A 17989-nucleotide genomic window follows, 5' to 3' on the forward strand; every position below is an offset into this window, starting at 1 on the left:
GTGCGCCAAGTATAGAATCGGCGCGATGAGCGCTCCCTGTGCCACGCCGCTGCCGGGCTCCCCGTTGTACGACGAGGCTGCGCTGCGCATGCTCGAAGCGGCAGCACTGGCGCAGGAGTCCGATGCGACCGGGCTCATGCAGCGCGCCGGCCAGGCGGGCTGGCGCACGCTGCTCGCGCACTGGCCGCAGGCGCAACGTATCGTCGTGGTCTGCGGCCCCGGCAACAACGGCGGCGATGGCTATGTACTCGCGCGCCACGCGCAAGCCGCTGGCCGCGCGGTCGTCGTCGTGCGGCTGGGCACGCACGCGTCACGCACCGCGCCGGCCCAGGCGATGGCCGCCGCCTTCGAAGCAGCTGGCGGCACAGTCGAGGCCTTCGCAGGCGCGCTGCCGGCGGCCGATGTCGTGGTCGACGCGCTGTTCGGCATCGGCCTGCGGCAGGCGCCGGATGCCGCCGCGACTGCGCTCATCGACGCGATCAACAGCGCCGGCGCGCCAGTGCTCGCGCTCGACGTGCCCAGCGGATGCGCGGGCGATCGCGGCAGCGCGGACGGCGCCGCGGTGCGGGCGACGCACACCGTGCAGTTCCTGCTGCCGCAGTTGGGCCTGCAGACCGGTGACGGCCCCGACCTCGCCGGCAGCCTTTCGCTTGACACTCTCGGCATCGACCCCCTGCTCGCGGATGTACCACCCCAGGCACGGCGCATCGCGGCTGCGGACCTGGGGCACTGGTTGCGCCCGCGGGCGCGCAACGCGCACAAGGGCCGGCACGGGCGCGTGCTGTGCATCGGCGGCGACCACGGCACCGGCGGCGCGGTGTTGCTCGCGGCAGGCGCCGCGCTCCGCAGTGGCGCCGGGCTGGTGGAAGTGGCGACCCAGGGCGCACACGTCGCGCCATTGCTCGCGCGCTGGCCCGAAGCGATGGTGCGCCGGACCGACAGTGTCTCGGCGTTGGCCGGTGCGCTCGAGGCCGCCGACGTCATCGCGCTGGGGCCTGGCCTGGGGCAGGGCGCGTGGGGACATGCACTGTTCGACGAAACGGTCGCGGCGGCATGCGCGGCACCGACGCCGCTGGTGCTGGATGCCGATGCCTTGAACCTGCTCGCCGCGCACCCCCGGCCGCTGCCGCCGCGGACCATCCTGACCCCGCATCCGGGCGAAGCCGCCCGGCTGCTGGGCACCACGACCGACGCCATCCAGCGCGATCGTCCCGCTGCGGTCCGTGAACTGGCCCGCCGCTGGAACGCGGTGGTCGTGCTCAAGGGTGCCGGCAGCCTGGTCTGTGCGCCGGATGCGCTGCCATGGCTGGTGGCTGCCGGCAACCCGGGTATGGCGGCCGGCGGCATGGGGGATGTGCTGACCGGTGTCATCGCCGCGCTCTGCGCGCAGGGTCTGGGCGTCGAGTCCGCCGCGGCCTGCGGGGCGCTGCTGCATGCGGTGGCCGGGGATGTCGCGGCCTCCAGCGGCGGCGCGCGCGGCCTCTCGCCGCTGGACCTGATCGATGCATTGCGCAGCTGCGCCAATCCCGGAGCTGCAGCATGATCCACCAGTTTCTCGCCGACGAAGCCGCCACCCGCCTGCTCGCCGAATGCCTCGCGGCCCATCAGCCGCATGGCGCGCGCGTGCACCTCCATGGCGACCTGGGCGCAGGCAAGTCCACGCTCGCGCGTGCCTGGCTGCGCGCCCTGGGCGTCACCGGTACCGTGCGCAGCCCCACCTACACCCTGGTCGAGCGCTATCCGGTAGAGGGTGGCGAGGCCCTGCACCTCGATCTTTACCGGATCGGCGATGCCGCCGAACTCGATTTCCTAGGCCTCGACGACGTCGAGGGCGCACTGTGGCTGGTGGAATGGCCCGAACGCGGCGCCGCCGCCCTGCCACAACCCGATCTGGAAGTCGCGCTGGCGATCGATGGAACTGGCCGTCGCGTCGCGCTGGAGGCCGCAAGCGTGGCCGGACGCGCGTGGCTGGACGCGCTCAGGCGGGATCCGTGTTTGACGACCATTCCTGAACCGAAACCATAGGAAGCGCTTGCAGGCTACGGATTTACAAGGAAAACCAGCTTGCATTGTTCCACTGCCGATGATTGACTAGCCGGCATGCGCATCCGGGGAATCAATCTGTCTCAGGCCCTGCTGGCGATCGCGCTGATCGCCGCGTTGTGCTGGAACATCGTGTCTGCCGCCGAACTGCGTGGCATCGATGTCCGCTCGGGGGCCACCGGAACGCGTGCCGAATTGCGCCTCGACGCCAGCACCCAATATTCGGTCATCTCGCTTGCCAATCCCGACCGGCTGGTCATCGACCTGCCCGGCACGCGTATGCGGGCGTCGGCCATGCCGGCCGGCAGTGGCACCATTCGCTCGGTACGCAGCGGCCAGCCCGTCGCCGGCACGACGCGCATCGTGTTCGATCTCGCCTCGGCGGTGAAGGCCTTGCCGCCGCGCGTCGAGGAGGGGGCCGACGGCGCGAAACTGGTCATCGAATGGCCCGGCGATGGCGATGCCGACCCGATCGCGCGGGTCGCCGCGGCCAGCGGGGCCGCGACCGTCGCGCCGACCGTTGCCCCGGTCGTTCCAGCCCCCGATCCGGCTGCGGCCTCCAACGACGCGACCTCGCGGCTGATCTCCAGCATGGCGGGCACGCAGGCCCCGGCGCCGTCGCCCGCGGTCACCACGCCTTCGACCGTCCTGTCGTCGCCGGCCGTTGCCGCAGGCACGGCTCCGGATCCGTCGCCCGAAGTCGCTGCCGCGCCGGAGCTACCACCGGCGCCCGCCGTGCAGCGCGCCGTGCCGCCGCCCGCGCAGGTTCCGATGCCGGCCGCGCTGGGGCCGGGTATGCGTCCGTTGGTGATCGCCATCGATCCGGGTCACGGCGGCCGGGATCCCGGCGCCATCGGTCCGGCGGGAACGCACGAGAAGAACGTCGTCCTTGCGATCTCGCGTGAACTGGCCCGCCAGATCAATGCCACGCCCGGCATGCGCGCGCACCTGGTGCGCGACAACGACAGCTACATCGAATTGCCGCAGCGCGCCCTGCGTGCGCGCCGGGCCAAGGCCGACATGTTCGTCTCGATCCACGCCGACGCCGCGCACAACCGCGCCGCCTATGGCTCATCGGTCTATACGCTGTCCACGCGGGGCGCGTCGTCGCAGCAGGCGCGCTGGCTGGCCGATCGCGAAAACAGTGCCGATCTGGTCGGCGGCGTATCGCTCTCGCGCGACACCCTGTCGAACGTGCTGCTGGAGATGGCGCAGAGCGGTCACATGCGCGCCTCTCAGGATGCGGCCACGCACGTGCTCTCGGGCCTGCGCAATGTCGGCAAGACCCACAAGCCGAGTGTCGAGTACGCGAACTTCTCGGTGCTGCGCAATGCCGACATGCCCGCGATGCTGGTCGAAACCGGCTTCATCTCGAACCCGGAAGAAGAGCGCCGCCTGATCGACCCCGCGCATCAGCGCCGGCTTGCCAGTGCCGTGCTCGACGGTATCAATACCTACTTCACCGCGCAGCCTCCTCCGGGCACGCTGTATGCCGCGCGCGCTGCGGCTGTCGCGGCGAACGGCTCGGTGGTCGGGGGCGGCAGCCCCTGAGCCGGCGGTTGCACCGCGCGAGCCGGTATCATCCGGATTGATTCCTGCCGCGACGCATCTGCGCCGCCGATGCCCACGTGCCGATCCGCCAACTTCCCGACATCCTGATCAACCAGATCGCCGCCGGCGAAGTGGTCGAGCGCCCTGCGTCCGTGGTCAAGGAGCTGGTCGAGAACGCGCTCGATGCCGGTGCCATGCGCGTGGACATCGATCTGGAAGAAGGCGGCGTGCGCCTGATCCGGATCCGGGACGATGGCGTTGGCATGCCGCCCGAGGAATTGCCGCTCGCGGTTTCCCGTCACGCCACCAGCAAGATCGGATCCCTCGACGATCTCGAAGCCGTGGCAACCTTGGGATTCCGAGGCGAGGCCCTTCCGTCGATCGCATCGGTGAGCCGGTTTTCGCTGGCATCGCGCCGCGAAGGCGACGCGCATGGCGCGGCGCTGCAGGTCGAGGGCGGCCACGTCGGCGAGATCATGCCCAAGCCGCATCCGCGCGGCACGACCGTCGAAGTGCGCGATCTCTTCTACAACGTGCCGGCGCGGCGCAAGTTCCTGCGCGCCGAACGCACCGAGCTCGGGCATATCGAGGAATGGTTGCGCGCACTGGCGCTGGTCCGCCCCGATGTGGAGCTGCGCATCAGCCACAACGGCAAGCCGTCGCGACGCTATCGCGGCGACGAAGACCTTTTTTCGGGCGCGCGCCTGGTCGAGACGCTCGGTCGCGAATTCGCCGATGCGGCGCTGCGTGTCGAACACACCGCGGCCGGTCTGCGCCTGCACGGCTGGATCGCAAAGCCGGCCTATTCGCGCGCCAGCGCCGATCAGCAGTATCTCTACGTCAACGGCCGCGCCGTGCGCGACCGCAGCGTCGCGCACGCGGTGAAGCAGGCGTTCGCCGACGTGATGTATCACGGTCGCCAACCGGCGTATGTGCTGTTCCTGGAACTCGATCCGACCCGTGTCGATGTCAATGTGCATCCGGCCAAGCACGAGGTGCGCTTCCGTGACGCCCGGCTCATCCACGACTTCGTCTATCGCACGCTGCACGCAGCCCTGGCCGACACGCGCGCGGGACAGGCGGGCGAACCGGCAGCGGCCGGCGGCGCGTTCGCTGCATCGCCGGCAGCGACGCAGCTGCCGGACTGGTCGCGGCCGATGCCACAGTCGAACCTCGCGCTGCGCGTCGACGAAACGCGCGCCGCCTACGCGGGCCTGTACGGCCAGACGGGGCCGGAAGTTGCCAAAGGGCAGGACATTTACGGATCGCAGGCCTCGCCGCGCATGGACGGCGCGATCGATGACGCTGCAGCGCTGGTGCCACCGCTGGGTTACGCCGTGGCGCAGCTGCACGGCATCTACATCCTCAGCCAGGCTGCCGACGGCTTGATCGTCGTGGACATGCATGCCGCGCACGAGCGTATCGGTTACGAGAAGCTCAAGACCGCCCATGACGGCGAGGGTGTCCGAATGCAGCCCTTGCTGGTCCCGCAGACCGTCGCGGTTTCCGAACGCGAGGCGGACGTGGCGGAGCATGAGGCCGCCACGCTCGCCGAGCTCGGCTTCGAGGTATCGCGCGCCGGCCAGCACTCGGTGTTGCTGCGCGGCGTGCCGGCACTGCTCGCGCACGGCGACACCGAGGCGCTGCTGCGCGATGTGCTCGCCGACCTGCGCGAACACGGCGAGAGCCTGCGCGTGCGCACGGCGCGCGACGCGCTGCTGTCGACGATGGCGTGTCACGGCGCGGTGCGCGCCAACCGCCGGTTGAGCCTGCCGGAGATGGACGCCCTGCTGCGCCAGATGGAGGCGACCGAGCGCTCCGGGCAGTGCAACCATGGCCGCCCGACCTGGGCGCATTTCCCGATCGCCGAGATCGACCGCTGGTTCCTGCGAGGGCGCTGACATGCTGCGATGGCGCCATTGCGTGACGATCGGACTGGCGATGTTGCTGGTCGCCTGCGGCGTGACATCGGATTCGCAAGATCCGGCCGCGCGCGCCGATGCAGCGCGCCTCGACGTTGTGTTCTCGGCGCAGACGCGCGTCTGGCAGGACAAGCGCCGGGCCGAGCTGGTCTCGCCCGATGGCTGGCTCAGCCTGATCGGTCTGCATCGAATCGAGCTGAAATCACATTTCATCGGGAGCGGTCAGGCGGCCGGTATCCGGCTGTCAATGGGGCCGGAGAAGCTCGGGCTGCTGCAATCGGACGATGGCGCGTACTGGTTCACGCCGGAGCGCGGCGTTGTCGTTACGCTTGATGACGTGCCGGTGCGTGGTCGCGTGCGCCTGCTGAGCGACGCGGACGCGTCGCCCAGCGCGCTCGGTTTCGACGCAGGCAAGGGCGCGCTTTCGATCATCGAGCGTGGCGGCGTCGCCTTCGTGCGCGCGCGACACGAGGATGCGCGCACGCGCACGCGATTCACCGGGCTCGAGTACTGGCCGACGGCGCGCGACTGGCAGGTGGATGCGACCTTCGAACCCGCCAGCGCCGGCGCGACACTGCCGATCGCCAACATCCTGGGAATGATCGAGGACATGCCCACGCCGGGCACGGTGACATTCGAGCGCGATGGCAGCCGCTACGCACTGCAGGCGCTGCAGGGTGGCGATGACACCCTGTTCCTCATCTTCGCCGATCGCACCAGCGGTCATGGGAGCTACAGCGCCGGCCGCTATCTCGATGCGCCGCTGCCGGACGACGAGGGCCGGTTGCGGCTCGACTTCAACCGCGCCTACAACCCGCCGTGTGCGTTCACCGCGTTCGCGACCTGTCCGTTGCCACCAGCGGGCAATCGGCTGGACCTCGCGGTGTCCGCAGGCGAGAAGGCCTACCGCCCGCCGCCGCCGCCAACACTCGAATGACGCCGCATACCCCGGAGTACCGTTCCCGCATGCGCAGACACGCGCCGCTCCGTTTCGCCCGCGCCTTCGTGCTGCTGGCCAGTCTGTTCGCCGGTGGCGCAGGGCAGGCCGAGTTGCCGCTCGAGGCTCCGGCGATACTGCTCTCGCCCGTCGTACTGCCGGCCGACGGCCGGCAGGAAGTGCCGGCCATCGGCTATGGCGCGCTCGCGCCAGCACCCGTTCCGCTGCTTTGGCGGATTGCCGGGGAGCAGGGCGCGCTGTATCTGCTGGGGTCGTTCCACTTCCTCAAGCCCGACGACTATCCGCTGTCCGAAGACGTCGCCGCGGTGGTCGCCGGCGCGGGGGAAGTGGTGTTCGAACTCGCGCCCGAAGAACTGCATTCGCCGACGCTCGGCCTGCAGATGATGCAGGCCGGATTGCGCGCCGACGGGAGCAAGCTCGATGACGAGCTGCCGCCGCAGACCGCGCAGCAACTGCGTGCCTGGGCCGAGGCCAACCCGGCTTCATTGCAGGCCGCCGGCGGCGCCTCGAGCCTGCAGATGTTCGAGCCGTGGTTCGTGTCCCTGCTGGTGACGACCAGCGAGCTCGGCCGTTCCGGCCTGCAGGCGCACCTGGGCATGGACGCGCAGCTCGCCCGTCAGGCGCAGGCCGCCGGCACGCCGACGGCCGGGCTCGAATCGGCCGAGCAGCAGATCGGCTTTCTCGACGGCATGGGCCGGCTGGAGCAGGTGCAGATGCTCCAGGAAGCACTCGAGCAGGCCGGTTCCGGCCCGCAATCGATCGAGGCCCTGCACGCGACCTGGCGCGCGGGTGATGCCGATGCGCTGTGGAACGGGATGGGTCGCTACATGCATGCGCGTTTTCCTGCGCTGTACGCGCGCATCAATACCGAGCGCAACGATGCCTGGCTGCCCAGGCTCGAGCAGATGCTGCAGCAGCCCGGAGACATCCTGATTATCGTCGGTGCGCTGCACCTGCTCGGGCCGGACGGGGTGGTCGAGAAGCTGGCCGCCAAGGGCTATCAGGTGGAGCGAATCTGCACGGCATGTGCGCCGCAGCAGACACCGCCCGTCGGAGCCGGGTCGCCGGACAGCGCGGCGGGTGCTCGCTGAGGGGCTAGGCGGCGACCATCATGATGCAATCCACCGGACAGGCCGGCACGCACAGCCTGCAGCCCGTACACGCATCGACCAGCACCGTGTGCATCAGCTTGGATCCGCCGACGATCGCGTCGACCGGGCAGGCCTGGATGCACTTCGTGCAACCGATGCAGTCCGCTTCAATGACCAGTGCGACCGGCGGCACCGGATGGTACTCGCCGCGCGTACGGTCGAACGGCCTCGGCGCGACGCCCAGCACGCGCGCGAGCGCACGTGCGCCGGCATCGCCGCCGGGTGGGCAGCGATCGACATCCGCCTCGCCGAGCACCATCGCTTCGGCGTAGGGTCGGCAGCCGTCGAATCCGCACTGGCCGCACTGGGTCTGCGGCAGCAGGCGGTCGACGTGCTCGACGAGGCTGGGCGACATGCGCGAAGGATCCGATGGGTGACGCGCCGCCTCAGCGGACCGGCATACCCGGCTGCGCGGCGGCGTCGGCATCCAGCAAAGCGAGCGCGCCGCCATCGAAGCCGGCCGACAGGATCATGCCCTCGCTGATGCCGAAGCGCATCTTGCGCGGTGCGAGATTGGCGATGAACACCACGTTGCGCCCGACCAGGCGGTCCGGCTCGGCGTAGCTGGCACGGATGCCGGAGAAGATCTGGCGCGTGCCCAGGTCGCCGGCGTCGAGTTCGAAACGCAACAGCTTGTCCGAGCCCTCGACGAATTCACAGACCACGACCTTGCCGATGCGCAGATCGAGCTTCGCGAAATCGTCGATCGAGATGTGCGCAGGCACCCCGGGCTCGGCTGCCTTCGCCGGCGCCGCCGGAACGTCGGCCGGTTTCTTGGGCGTGGCAGGCGCTGCCGGGGCGGCGGCGAGAGTGTCCTTGGAGGCGTCGGTCATGGCGTCAATCTGCTTTGGGTCGATACGGGTGAAGAGCGGGGCATACGGTTGGATCACGTGGCCGAGCAGCGGTGCATCGAGCGCGGACCAGGATTGGGCCGGCGCCGCGAAGAACGCTTCGGCATCACGGGCCACGCGCGGAAGCACCGGCCGCAGCGCAGTGGCCAGCGCGCGGAACAGGTTCAGCCCCTGGGTGCACACCGCCTGCAGCTCGGCATCGCTGCCGTCCCGCTTGGCGATCACCCAGGGCTTGCGCTCGTCGATGTAACGGTTCGCCTCGTCGGCGAGCGCCATCACCTGGCGCAGTACGCTGGCCGGCTCGTTGCGCGCATAACTCTCGCGAACCTGTGCCAGCGCCTCGACGAAGCGGCCATACATCTCCGGCTCCGGCAGCGCATCGGCAAGCCGGCCGTCGAAACGCTTGCCGATGAAGCCGGCGCAGCGACTGGCCAGGTTGACCAGCTTGCCGACGACATCGCTGTTCACGCGCGCGATGAAATCGCCGAGGTTGAGATCGAGATCGTCGACACCACCGGAGGACTTCGCCGCGAAGTAGTAGCGCAGCGCTTCGGGATCGAGACCCTGGTCGAGATAGGTGCGCGCCATGACGAACGTGCCGCGCGACTTGGACATCTTGGCGCCGTCGACGGTCAGGTAGCCGTTGACGTGCAGTCGCGCGGGTGCGCGCAGGCCGGCGCCGTGCAGCATCGCCGGCCAGAACAGTCCGTGGAAGTTGACGATGTCCTTGCCGATGAAATGGTGCAACTCGGCGCCGCTGCCGGGCGCGAGCCAGGCATCGAAGTCGAGCCCTTCGCGCGTGCACAGGGCCTTGAAGCTGCTGAGATAGCCGATCGGCGCATCCAGCCAGACGTAGAAGAACTTGCCCGGATGGCCGGGGATCTCGAATCCGAAGTAGGGCGCATCGCGCGAGATGTCCCAGGCGCGCAGGCCGCCGTCGCCATCGAGCCACTCGGCGAGCTTCGCCTTGACGCCCGATACCGCGACATCGCCGGACAGCCACTCGCGCAGGAAGCTTTCGAAGTGTCCGAGCTCGAAGAAGAAATGCTCCGATTCGCGCAGTTCGGGCGTGGCCCCGCTCACGACCGAGACCGGGTCGATCAGGTCACTCGGCGAATAGGTGGCACCGCAGTGCTCGCAGTTGTCGCCGTACTGGTCCGGCGTACCGCACTTCGGGCACGTGCCCTTGACGTAGCGGTCGGGCAGGAACATGCCGCGCACCGGATCGAAGAGCTGCGCGACATCCCGGCGTGCGATGTGGCCGCCCGCGTCGAGACGCGCGTAGATGGTTTCAACCATCTCGCGGTTGCCGGCGGAATGGGTGGAGTCGTAGTGATCGAACTCGACGCCGAACGCGGCGAAGTCGCGCTCGTGGCCAGCCTGGATGTCGGCGATGAAGGCTTCCGGCGTGGTGCCCGCCTTCTCCGCGGCCAGCATGATCGGCGTACCGTGCGTGTCGTCGGCGCAGACGAAATGCGCGGTGTCGCCATCCATGCGCCGGGCCCGCACCCAGATATCGGCCTGGATGTAGCCCACCAGATGGCCGAGGTGCAGCGGGCCGTTGGCGTAGGGCAGTGCGGTCGTGACGAGCAGCTGGCGCGGCATGGGATGCGGCTTGGAGAAGCGGATGGAGCCGGATTATCGCATGGGGCTCCAGCGGCGCTCCCCGTCGGCGATGAGGGCGCGGTTCGACGAAGGGACACGCGTCGCGGTATCTGTCGTGCCGACCCCCTGGCGCGGTCCGGATGCGATGTTCGCAGACGACGTGCCCATGCCGGCTGCAGACGGGACCCGGCTGCGCTGCCCGCCGTGACATCCGCGAGGCCGTTCCCGACCCGCAACGGAAAAGGCCCGGCTGCGCCGGGCCCCATGTTCAAGCGTCCTGCAGGAAGCTCACTCCCGCTGCCACACCTGCTCGCGGCAGATGAAGGCAATGCAGCCCGAAACCTCGAGGCGGTTGGCGTCGAGCATCTTCGCCTTCGACTTGTAGGTCTTGCCGTTGGAAGGGTCGAGAATGGTGCCGCCGGCCCACTCGTTGCCGTCGGGCTTGAGGTCCCACAGGATTGTCATGCCGGTGATCGGCTTGTTCCGGCGCTCGCCGCTGCACTTGTCGCAGACCGGGTTCGGGCCGCGGTCGGACTGCAGCACCTCGACGACGCGGCCACTGAGCGTGCCGTTGGTGGCCCGGCTGATCTCGACGATCGATTTCACCTGGCCGGTCTGGTCATCGATGGTCTTCCAGCGGCCGACCGGACCATCGGCGGCGAACGCCGACGATGAAAGCGCGGCCAGCGGCAGCGCGCACAGCAGTGCAAGTGTGTGGATACGCATGTTCCCTCCCAGGAGTTGGGGCCGACCGAGTGGCGACCGCACACCGGCCTTATATAACGCATCTCGGAAAGGCGCCATTGCAGTGGCCAGTGATGGGCAGGCGATGGTTCAGAGACCTTGGCCGCCGCAGCCCTCCCTCAGATAGGTATCGATGACGCGGAGTTGTTCGGCCATGATCGCGCGCGTCCATGCCGGGCCGTGGCCGTAGTCGGCGAGCTCGTGGTACTCCACGTCCTGCTGCGACTGCTTCGCACTCGAGACAAACCATTGCGACTGCTCGATAGGGACGGTCTGATCGCGGACGCCGTGATAGACCATGATCGGAATCTGGATGTCGGCAGCCTGGCTGAGCGGGCTCAGGCCCTTTACGGTCGGTGCCTGTGCCTGGCGGAAGAACGGATTGGTGTAGAACCTTGACCAGATACGTTCGATGTCCGAGACGCCGGCACCGGCGATCGCGCATTTGTAGAGTCCGTTCGGGCGCACGGCGGCGGCGAAGGCGGAATAGCCGCCGTAGGAGAAACCGAACATCGCGATGCGCCCTTCCAGCGCGATGCCCTGCTGGAGCATCCACTTCGCGCCGTCGTCCTTGTCGTCCTGCATCTTCTGGCCCCATTCGGCGTCGCCGGAGATCCAGAGCTTCCGGCCCCAGCCGTCCGAACCCCGGAACTGCGGCCGCAGGACCGCGTGGCACCGCGATGCCAGCAGTGGCACCCACATCGACCCGTCGAAATCCATCGTGTCGCGTGACCAAGGCCCCCGTGCGGATGGACGACTGCACTCCAGGGACCGGCGCCACAGAGCGCGGGATTGGGTCGGGTCAGGAACGCGGGAATCTCCAGCCCGTCGCGCGCGGTGTAGTAGACCAGTTCCGTCCTGCCCAGCGCCCTCGGATCGATATCCGGATAGGCCTTCGCGAGCAGCGACAGCTGTCCGTCGCGGAAAAGGTAATGCTCCGGCGGAAGCGAAGGGCCATCGACCACGAGCAGTACCGTCGTGAAGTCCGGGGTGTAGCCGACGATCCGGTACTGCTTCTCGACCGGATACTGGATCGTCGCGCGGGCGCCTGATTCGGGATCCACCAGCTCCATGGGCGTGGCGCCGATTCCGAGCGCCTGCCGCAGTCCGGCATCGAGTGCGCGCATCTGCGGGGCGGTCCATTCGACGTCGTCACCGCGCGGGCCTTCATAGCCCAGTCCGATGATGGCACCGTACCCTTCGCCGGCGCTGCGATACGGGTTGACGATGACGCGGTTCGCGTTGAAGAAGTTGTGCTCGAACAGAACTTCTTTGCGCTGTCGGGCGCGGATGTCGTACTCGTAGACGACGGACTTGTCGCGACCTTCGTTGCTTTCAACAAAGGCGATGTTGGGATCACTGCCGAAGCCGATGATCTGTGTCTGGTCACGGTTCTTGACGTACGAGCGAAAGTGTTCGTCCCAGCTGTTGGTTTCGGGGTTGCGGAACTCCGCAGCGATGTAAGCGCCCACGCTGTCGACATTCGATCTGAGCCGCGCACGCAACTCCCCATCAAGATCCGTCACATAGCCCGCGACGTTCTCGGCCGACATCTGCACCCGGGCCGACGAGTAGTTGCGTAGATCCACCCGGTAGACGTCCGCTGCACTGCTGCCGATGGTGTTCACCACCAGGATGTGGTGCGGATCGTTGGGCAGGCTGTCGAGGACGGACGGGCTGGTTCGGGCCTGAAGCAGTTCCTCCGCACGGCTCTGCGCGCGGGGCAGCGACAGCGGCTCTTTCCACTCTTTGCCCTGGAGGTCGGTGATCATCAGCTTGTTGAGGAATGTCCGCGTGACACGGTCTGTCCTCAGGTCGAACGGTTGCCAGAGGGAAACCGCCAGGCGATCGTTCTTGATGAAAGACACGCCACCGAACTTCATCCGGTCCGAGCCGATCAGCGTGGGTGGCTGGTCCAGTGCGTCGGTCTTCCAGACCGCGATGGCACGGTCTTCACCTATGGCCCGCAACGCGGCGATGTGCCGGCCGTCAGGTGAGAGGGTGAAGCTGGAAAAGGCCGGGAATGCGGCCAGCTGCTCAATGGTCGGCGCGCTCGGCGTCTTGTTTTCGGCATGTGCGGTCTGGACAACGACCAGAGCCGATGCGATCGATACTGCGGTCAGCAAGCGTTTCATGGAATGCCTTCCAGAATTCGGGGTGGCGGGTTGCCGCCAAAAAAAGAGCCGCCACTCGAAGAGTGGCGGCCCGGACCTGTGCCCTGATCAGATCAGAACGACTTGCTCAGATTGAAGAAGAATGTCCTTCCGAGATAGTCGTAGCCACTGTAGAGCGGGGCGTTGCCGATGCGATTGCCCCAGCCTGCAGACACCATCGGCGGTTCCTTGTCGGCGAGGTTGCGTGCGCCGACCGTGGCCGACCAGTCGTCACCCCGGTACTGGACCGAGAGATTGGACAGGAAGTAGTTGCCGGTCTCGAGGAGATAGAGGGGACGGTAGTCCGTGTCGAAATAGGTCTCGTAGTAATCGTAGTCGTTCGTCGCCCCCACCCACTCGAGGCCGTAACGCACCAGCCACTTCTGCACCGAATACGAGAAGTCCACATCACCGGCGTACTGGGGCTGCGCTACCGTTCCCGTGGTGTTGCGCAGCGGGTCGGTCGGGAAGGTACGGCCGGCCTGGGTCAGGTAGTTGGAAAGGCGCGCAGTGGTGCGGAACGAGCCCGGACCGATTTCCCGAACGAAGCGGGCGGTGAAGTCCCAGCCGCGCACCAGGCTTTCCGAGATGTTCACGTAGCCCGAGGTCACCGACATCGAGTTGTTGACGCCACGGGTCACCAGGCTGCACTGGCCGGCATCGGAATTGAAGTCCGCGGGTTGGCTGTCGTAGCAGAGGTTCATGACATTCTGGCCGGACAGGCGCGCGACACCGTTGTCGACCTTGATGTCGTAGTAATCGGCGGCGAACGACAGATCACCGAACCATTCCGGGAATTCCGGCTGCAGGACGATGCCCGCCGTCACGGCGACGGAGGTCTCGGCGGCCAGGCCGGTCTCGGCACCGCCTTGCGTGATCGAGGTCACGCTGCTGGTCTGCTGGAAGTTCGTCGGCAGGCCTTCACTGGCGCAGTTCTGATAGCGGGCCGAGGTGGGGTTCCGGTTGCCGTACTCGTTGCAGGGGTCTGTAGCCGAGGACAGGAAGCCGCTGGTGGCACCCAGGAACTGTTCGAACAGAGCCGGGGCGCGGAACGACGTGCCGCGGGAGGCGCGTATCGACAACCAGTCGACCGGCGTATAGAGCACGCCGAGCTTCCACGTGGAGTCGTCACCGTAGGAGTCGTAGTCGGTGTATCGCGCGGACGCATTGAAGGTGAATTCCTGCGCGAACGGCAGATCCGACAGCAGCGGCACCTCGAACTCGATATACGCCTCGCTCACCGAGTCCTTGCCGCGCGTAGGCTGGGATGCGGTAAAGCCGAAGAGGTTGTTGTTGATCGAGTTGATGTCGGGGGTGTCGTCGATTTCCTGACGACGGTGTTCCACGCCCATCGCGGTGCTGACCGTGCCCGCGGGCAGGTCGAACAGTGGACCATTGACGCCGAAGTTGAACGTGGACTCGGTATAGATGGTCTGGCCGCGGGTGTCCTGCATGATGTAGTCACGGTAGGCCTGCGGAAGATCTCCGCCAACCACTGCAGCCGACAACGCAGGCGTGGGGACGCATCCGCCAGAGGGGTCGCGGCACACGAAACCGCCGCGCCCGTCGGATACGACGTCGATACTCCGCGCGATGCGGTCGGTCAGGCGGTTCTCCACCATGTATGCCGAATCAGAGCGCGCATGGCTGTAGTAAGTGTCGTAGCTCCACTCGGTGCCGAGATTGCCGCGCAATCCCCCGGTCGCGCGGAAGAAGTCCACTTCCTGCCAGCTCTTGTATGGGCCCCAGCCGATGAAGGCGCGCACCGACACATTCCTGCCATTGGTGGATCCGTCGGCAGGCGCTGCCAGCCACGCGGGGAGGGTCGAAAGGCTGCCGAGAAGTGGGCTGCCCACGGGATAGTCGAGGCTGTGTTGCAGATAGCCGATCTGCTGCGACTCTCGACGGTGGCCAAGGCCCTCGAAGTAGAGCTCGGCATCGCCCAGGGCATTGAGATCGAAGCCGGCCTGCAGGAAGCCGGTGGTGTTCTTGGTAGGTGAAATCAGCGACTCGCGCAGCATGGCCGGATCGAAGCTGTCACGACCGAAGTAGTCGACCCCTTCGTAACCGGGAAGACCCGTGGTCACGCCGGGGTTCGGGCGCCAGCGATTGAAGATGTTGCCGCTCGCGCCGGTACCGACGCTGCCCAGGCCCGGGACGCCGGCGATGTTGCCCGTGCCGATCGTGTTGATCGTCACGCCGCTGTCGTCGATCGTCCAGCATTTCGGGCGGCCGGTGCGGGGGTCGATGTAGTCGTCCGCGCCATACGAGCCGTCAGCGTTGCGGCCGAGGAGCGGCCGCGGGCAGTCACTGGCCCAGCCGCGCTGGCCGAGGGTGAGTTCCGCGCGCTGATTCATTTCCAGCGAGCCTGACGCATGCCATCGATCGCCTACGGCGCCGGTCATGATGCCGGCGCGCGTTTCGTCGCCACCGCCGTCCTGGGTGAAGTTGCGTTGGAACTCGACCGTGGTGTCATCGACCCGGGTGCGGGTGATGACGTTAACGACGCCGGCAACCGCATCGGAGCCGTAGATCGACGAGGCGCCGTCCTTCAGCACTTCGATCCGCTCGATCATCATGTTCGGCAGCACGTTGAGATCCGCCGAACCCACGGCGCCGCGCGAGCCAGCCGGGGAGACGCGACGTCCGTTGAGCAGGATCAGCGTGCGGGTCGCGCCAAGACCGCGCAGCGACAGCGTGTTCACGCCCGGCCCGCCATTGACGACGAAGCCGCCGTAGGCGTTGTTGATCTGCGAGGAGCCGCCGGTCACCGAGTTGCTCTGGAGCACGCCTGTGGTGGAGCTGAAGCCTGCCAGCGTGGATTCCTCGCGGCTGATCACCTGAACCGGTGAAACCGAGTTGAAGGTGTCGCGCGCAATGCGCGAGCCGGTAACGCTGACGCGATCCAGGGTAATGGCTGGCGCGGAAGCGGCGGCCTGCGTCTGCTCCGCCGTGGGCGCGGGCTCTTCTTCGTCGTCTGTCGGCGGGGTGCTCTGCGCCGATGCGAGGCCCATGGGCAGCATCAGGGCTGCGGCGAGCGCCAGATGAAGCGGGTTGCGGCGGGGCCGGACAGGGCCCAGGGTTCGACGTGAGCGCATTTAAATCCCCTTGGTTATCAACCACATATGGTCTAAGTGAACGCAGCGTTAAGCGGTTGTGAACCGATCCTAACACCAATTTCACAACCTTGGTCAAGTTCCGCCTGGGTTCATATGCGCTTTTTCGCCGCATTGCGGTCGTCCCTTCCGGATCCGCTGTCCCGCCCTTCCGTCAGTGGCGCGGTTTAAGCTAATGCGCTCGCACGCAGGGCCGCACCCAACGGCGGCGGTGCGCTGGCCTCGGGTAGCGGCCTGCCGTGATGCATGTCGTAGATCCCGTGCCTCACCACGGCCTGTGCAGGCTTCGTCCGTCGCTCGAGCTGCTGCCCGTGCGGGGAGCCGATGCCGTCGGCCTGCCACCACCACGATCACAAGAAGACTCTGATGCCGCACGCCGCAGCCCGTTCCGTTCAAGCCAACCTGTCTTCCCACCCCCGCATCCGCAACATCATCGCCATCGGCTCCGGCAAGGGCGGCGTGGGCAAATCCACGACCGCGGTGAACCTTGCGCTTGCGCTGGCGGCCGAGGGGGCGAGGGTGGGCGTGCTGGACGCCGACGTGTACGGGCCCAGCATTCCGACGATGCTGGGACTGTCCGGCAAGCCCGACAGCCCGGACGGCAAGTCCATCCTGCCGATGCAGGCACATGGCATCGAGGCGATGTCGATCGGCCTGCTGGTCGATCAGGACACGCCGATGATCTGGCGTGGACCCATGGCGACGTCCGCGTTGACCCAGCTGCTCAACGACACGTTGTGGGGCGGGGACGAGGCGCTTGATTACCTGCTCGTCGATCTGCCGCCGGGCACCGGCGATATCCAGCTCACGCTGGCGCAGAAGATTCCGGTCGCGGGCGCGGTCATCGTGACCACGCCGCAGGACGTGGCGACGCTGGACGCTCGCAAGGCGCTGCGGATGTTCGAGAAGGTCGAAGTGGCGGTTCTGGGGCTCGTCGAGAACATGGCCCAGCACGTCTGCTCGAATTGCGGCCACGTCGAACACCTGTTCGGCGAGGGCGGTGGCCAGCGCATGGCGGCGCAGTACGGCGTGCCGCTGCTGGGCTCGCTGCCGCTTGAGATCGGCATCCGCGCGCAGGGGGATGCCGGCGTGCCGATCGTCGCCGCGATGCCCGCATCGCCTGCGGCGACGGCCTATCGCGCCACGGCGCGGCGCCTGGTCGAAGAACTCGAGAAGCGCCCGCGCGCGCCGATGTCGATTTCCGCGTCGCTGCTCTGACCTAACTGCGCCATGGCCTGCCGGGGTGACGCCGGCAGACAGGCCGTGGACAATGACCGTCCAGGCCCAAGGCCGCAGGAACCCCACGATGAGCATCAAGAGCGACCGCTGGATCCGCCGCATGTCCGAGCAGCCGGGTGGCATGATCGAGCCCTTCGAGCCCGGCCAGATCAAGCAGGACCCGGCCGGCGCGCGCATCGTCAGTTACGGTACATCGAGCTATGGCTACGACGTGCGCTGTTCGCGCGAGTTCAAGGTGTTCACCAACATCAACTCGACGATCGTCGATCCCAAGCACTTCGACCCCAAGAGCTTCGTCGACATCGAGGCCGACGAGTGCATCATCCCGCCGAATTCGTTCGCGCTGGCGCGCACCGTCGAGTACTTCCGCATTCCGCGCGACACGCTGGTGGTATGCCTGGGCAAGAGCACGTATGCCCGCTGCGGGATCATCGTCAACGTCACGCCGCTCGAGCCGGAGTGGGAAGGGCATGTGACCCTGGAGTTCAGCAACACCACGCCGCTGCCGGCGCGCATCTACGCCAACGAGGGCGTGGCGCAGATGCTGTTCTTCCAGTCGGACGCCGATGACGTCTGCGAGACCTCGTACAAGGATCGCGGCGGCAAGTACCAGGGCCAGCGCGGCGTCACCCTGCCGCGCACCTGAGCAACGTTCT

14 protein-coding genes are annotated in these 17989 nt (G+C 67.6%); 9 read left to right on the forward strand and 5 right to left on the reverse strand.

All coding sequences use genetic code 11. The features are described from left to right. Nucleotides 1–25 precede the first annotated feature (25 nt). From CNR27_RS06815 to CNR27_RS06840, 6 genes are all read left to right on the forward strand, one after another. Nucleotides 26–1543 carry an NAD(P)H-hydrate dehydratase gene (locus CNR27_RS06815; RefSeq protein WP_096297509.1) on the forward strand — a complete coding sequence of 506 codons (1518 nt, stop codon included), beginning with the start codon at nucleotides 26–28 and terminating at the stop codon, nucleotides 1541–1543. Next, nucleotides 1540–2025, forward strand: coding sequence for a tRNA (adenosine(37)-N6)-threonylcarbamoyltransferase complex ATPase subunit type 1 TsaE (gene tsaE, locus CNR27_RS06820; RefSeq protein ID WP_096297510.1), 486 nt, complete (start codon nucleotides 1540–1542; stop codon nucleotides 2023–2025). Before CNR27_RS06815 ends, tsaE begins: the two co-directional genes overlap by 4 nt. Before the next feature lie 75 nt (nucleotides 2026–2100). After that, nucleotides 2101–3594, forward strand: a complete 1494-nt coding sequence (locus tag CNR27_RS06825; protein WP_096297511.1) for an N-acetylmuramoyl-L-alanine amidase — start codon at nucleotides 2101–2103, stop codon at nucleotides 3592–3594. Between the two features lie 77 nt (nucleotides 3595–3671). Then, nucleotides 3672–5495, forward strand: coding sequence for a DNA mismatch repair endonuclease MutL (mutL, locus tag CNR27_RS06830; protein WP_096297512.1), 1824 nt, complete (start codon nucleotides 3672–3674; stop codon nucleotides 5493–5495). A 1-nt stretch (nucleotide 5496) separates the two neighbouring features. Beyond that, nucleotides 5497–6453, forward strand: a complete 957-nt coding sequence (locus CNR27_RS06835) for a DUF1684 domain-containing protein (RefSeq protein ID WP_096297513.1) — start codon at nucleotides 5497–5499, stop codon at nucleotides 6451–6453. Between the two features lie 29 nt (nucleotides 6454–6482). Continuing rightward, nucleotides 6483–7565 carry a TraB/GumN family protein gene (locus tag CNR27_RS06840; RefSeq protein ID WP_157745300.1) on the forward strand — a complete coding sequence of 361 codons (1083 nt, stop codon included), beginning with the start codon at nucleotides 6483–6485 and terminating at the stop codon, nucleotides 7563–7565. A 4-nt stretch (nucleotides 7566–7569) separates the two neighbouring features. Here CNR27_RS06840 and rnfB read toward each other — a convergent pair whose 3' ends face one another. The 4 genes from rnfB to CNR27_RS15835 form a co-directional block, all read right to left on the reverse strand. Continuing rightward, complete coding sequence (rnfB, locus tag CNR27_RS06845; protein ID WP_096297515.1) at nucleotides 7570–7980, reverse strand: Rnf electron transport complex subunit RnfB; 411 nt, start codon at nucleotides 7978–7980, stop codon at nucleotides 7570–7572. A 31-nt stretch (nucleotides 7981–8011) separates the two neighbouring features. Continuing rightward, nucleotides 8012–10081, reverse strand: a complete 2070-nt coding sequence (metG, locus tag CNR27_RS06850) for a methionine--tRNA ligase (RefSeq protein ID WP_096297516.1) — start codon at nucleotides 10079–10081, stop codon at nucleotides 8012–8014. Nucleotides 10082–10369: 288 nt separating this feature from the next. Next, nucleotides 10370–10807, reverse strand: coding sequence for a DUF2147 domain-containing protein (locus CNR27_RS06860; RefSeq protein ID WP_096297518.1), 438 nt, complete (start codon nucleotides 10805–10807; stop codon nucleotides 10370–10372). A 108-nt stretch (nucleotides 10808–10915) separates the two neighbouring features. Next, nucleotides 10916–11968: an alpha/beta hydrolase family protein gene (locus CNR27_RS15835; RefSeq protein ID WP_342744092.1), complete on the reverse strand. Its 1053-nt coding sequence runs from the start codon at nucleotides 11966–11968 to the stop codon at nucleotides 10916–10918. Nucleotides 11969–12682: 714 nt separating this feature from the next. Here CNR27_RS15835 and CNR27_RS15700 point away from each other — a divergent pair. Continuing rightward, nucleotides 12683–13075: a hypothetical protein gene (locus tag CNR27_RS15700; RefSeq protein ID WP_245815774.1), complete on the forward strand. Its 393-nt coding sequence runs from the start codon at nucleotides 12683–12685 to the stop codon at nucleotides 13073–13075. On the opposite strand, the gene CNR27_RS06870 is transcribed toward CNR27_RS15700, so the two are convergent. Next, nucleotides 13053–16001 carry a TonB-dependent receptor plug domain-containing protein gene (locus tag CNR27_RS06870; RefSeq protein WP_245815775.1) on the reverse strand — a complete coding sequence of 983 codons (2949 nt, stop codon included), beginning with the start codon at nucleotides 15999–16001 and terminating at the stop codon, nucleotides 13053–13055. The two genes, CNR27_RS15700 and CNR27_RS06870, sit on opposite strands and share 23 nt — an antisense overlap. A gap of 459 nt (nucleotides 16002–16460) precedes the next feature. Between CNR27_RS06870 and apbC the strand changes: the two genes are divergently transcribed. Both apbC and dcd read left to right on the forward strand, forming a co-directional pair. Further along, nucleotides 16461–17312 (forward strand): iron-sulfur cluster carrier protein ApbC, encoded by an 852-nt coding sequence (gene apbC, locus CNR27_RS06875; RefSeq protein ID WP_096300396.1) that lies wholly within the window; start codon nucleotides 16461–16463, stop codon nucleotides 17310–17312. Between the two features lie 88 nt (nucleotides 17313–17400). After that, nucleotides 17401–17979 (forward strand): dCTP deaminase, encoded by a 579-nt coding sequence (dcd, locus tag CNR27_RS06880; RefSeq protein WP_096297520.1) that lies wholly within the window; start codon nucleotides 17401–17403, stop codon nucleotides 17977–17979. The last annotated feature ends 10 nt before the right edge of the window (nucleotides 17980–17989 follow it).

It is taken from the genome of Luteimonas chenhongjianii (assembly GCF_002327105.1).
GTDB classification, from domain to species: domain Bacteria; phylum Pseudomonadota; class Gammaproteobacteria; order Xanthomonadales; family Xanthomonadaceae; genus Luteimonas; species Luteimonas chenhongjianii.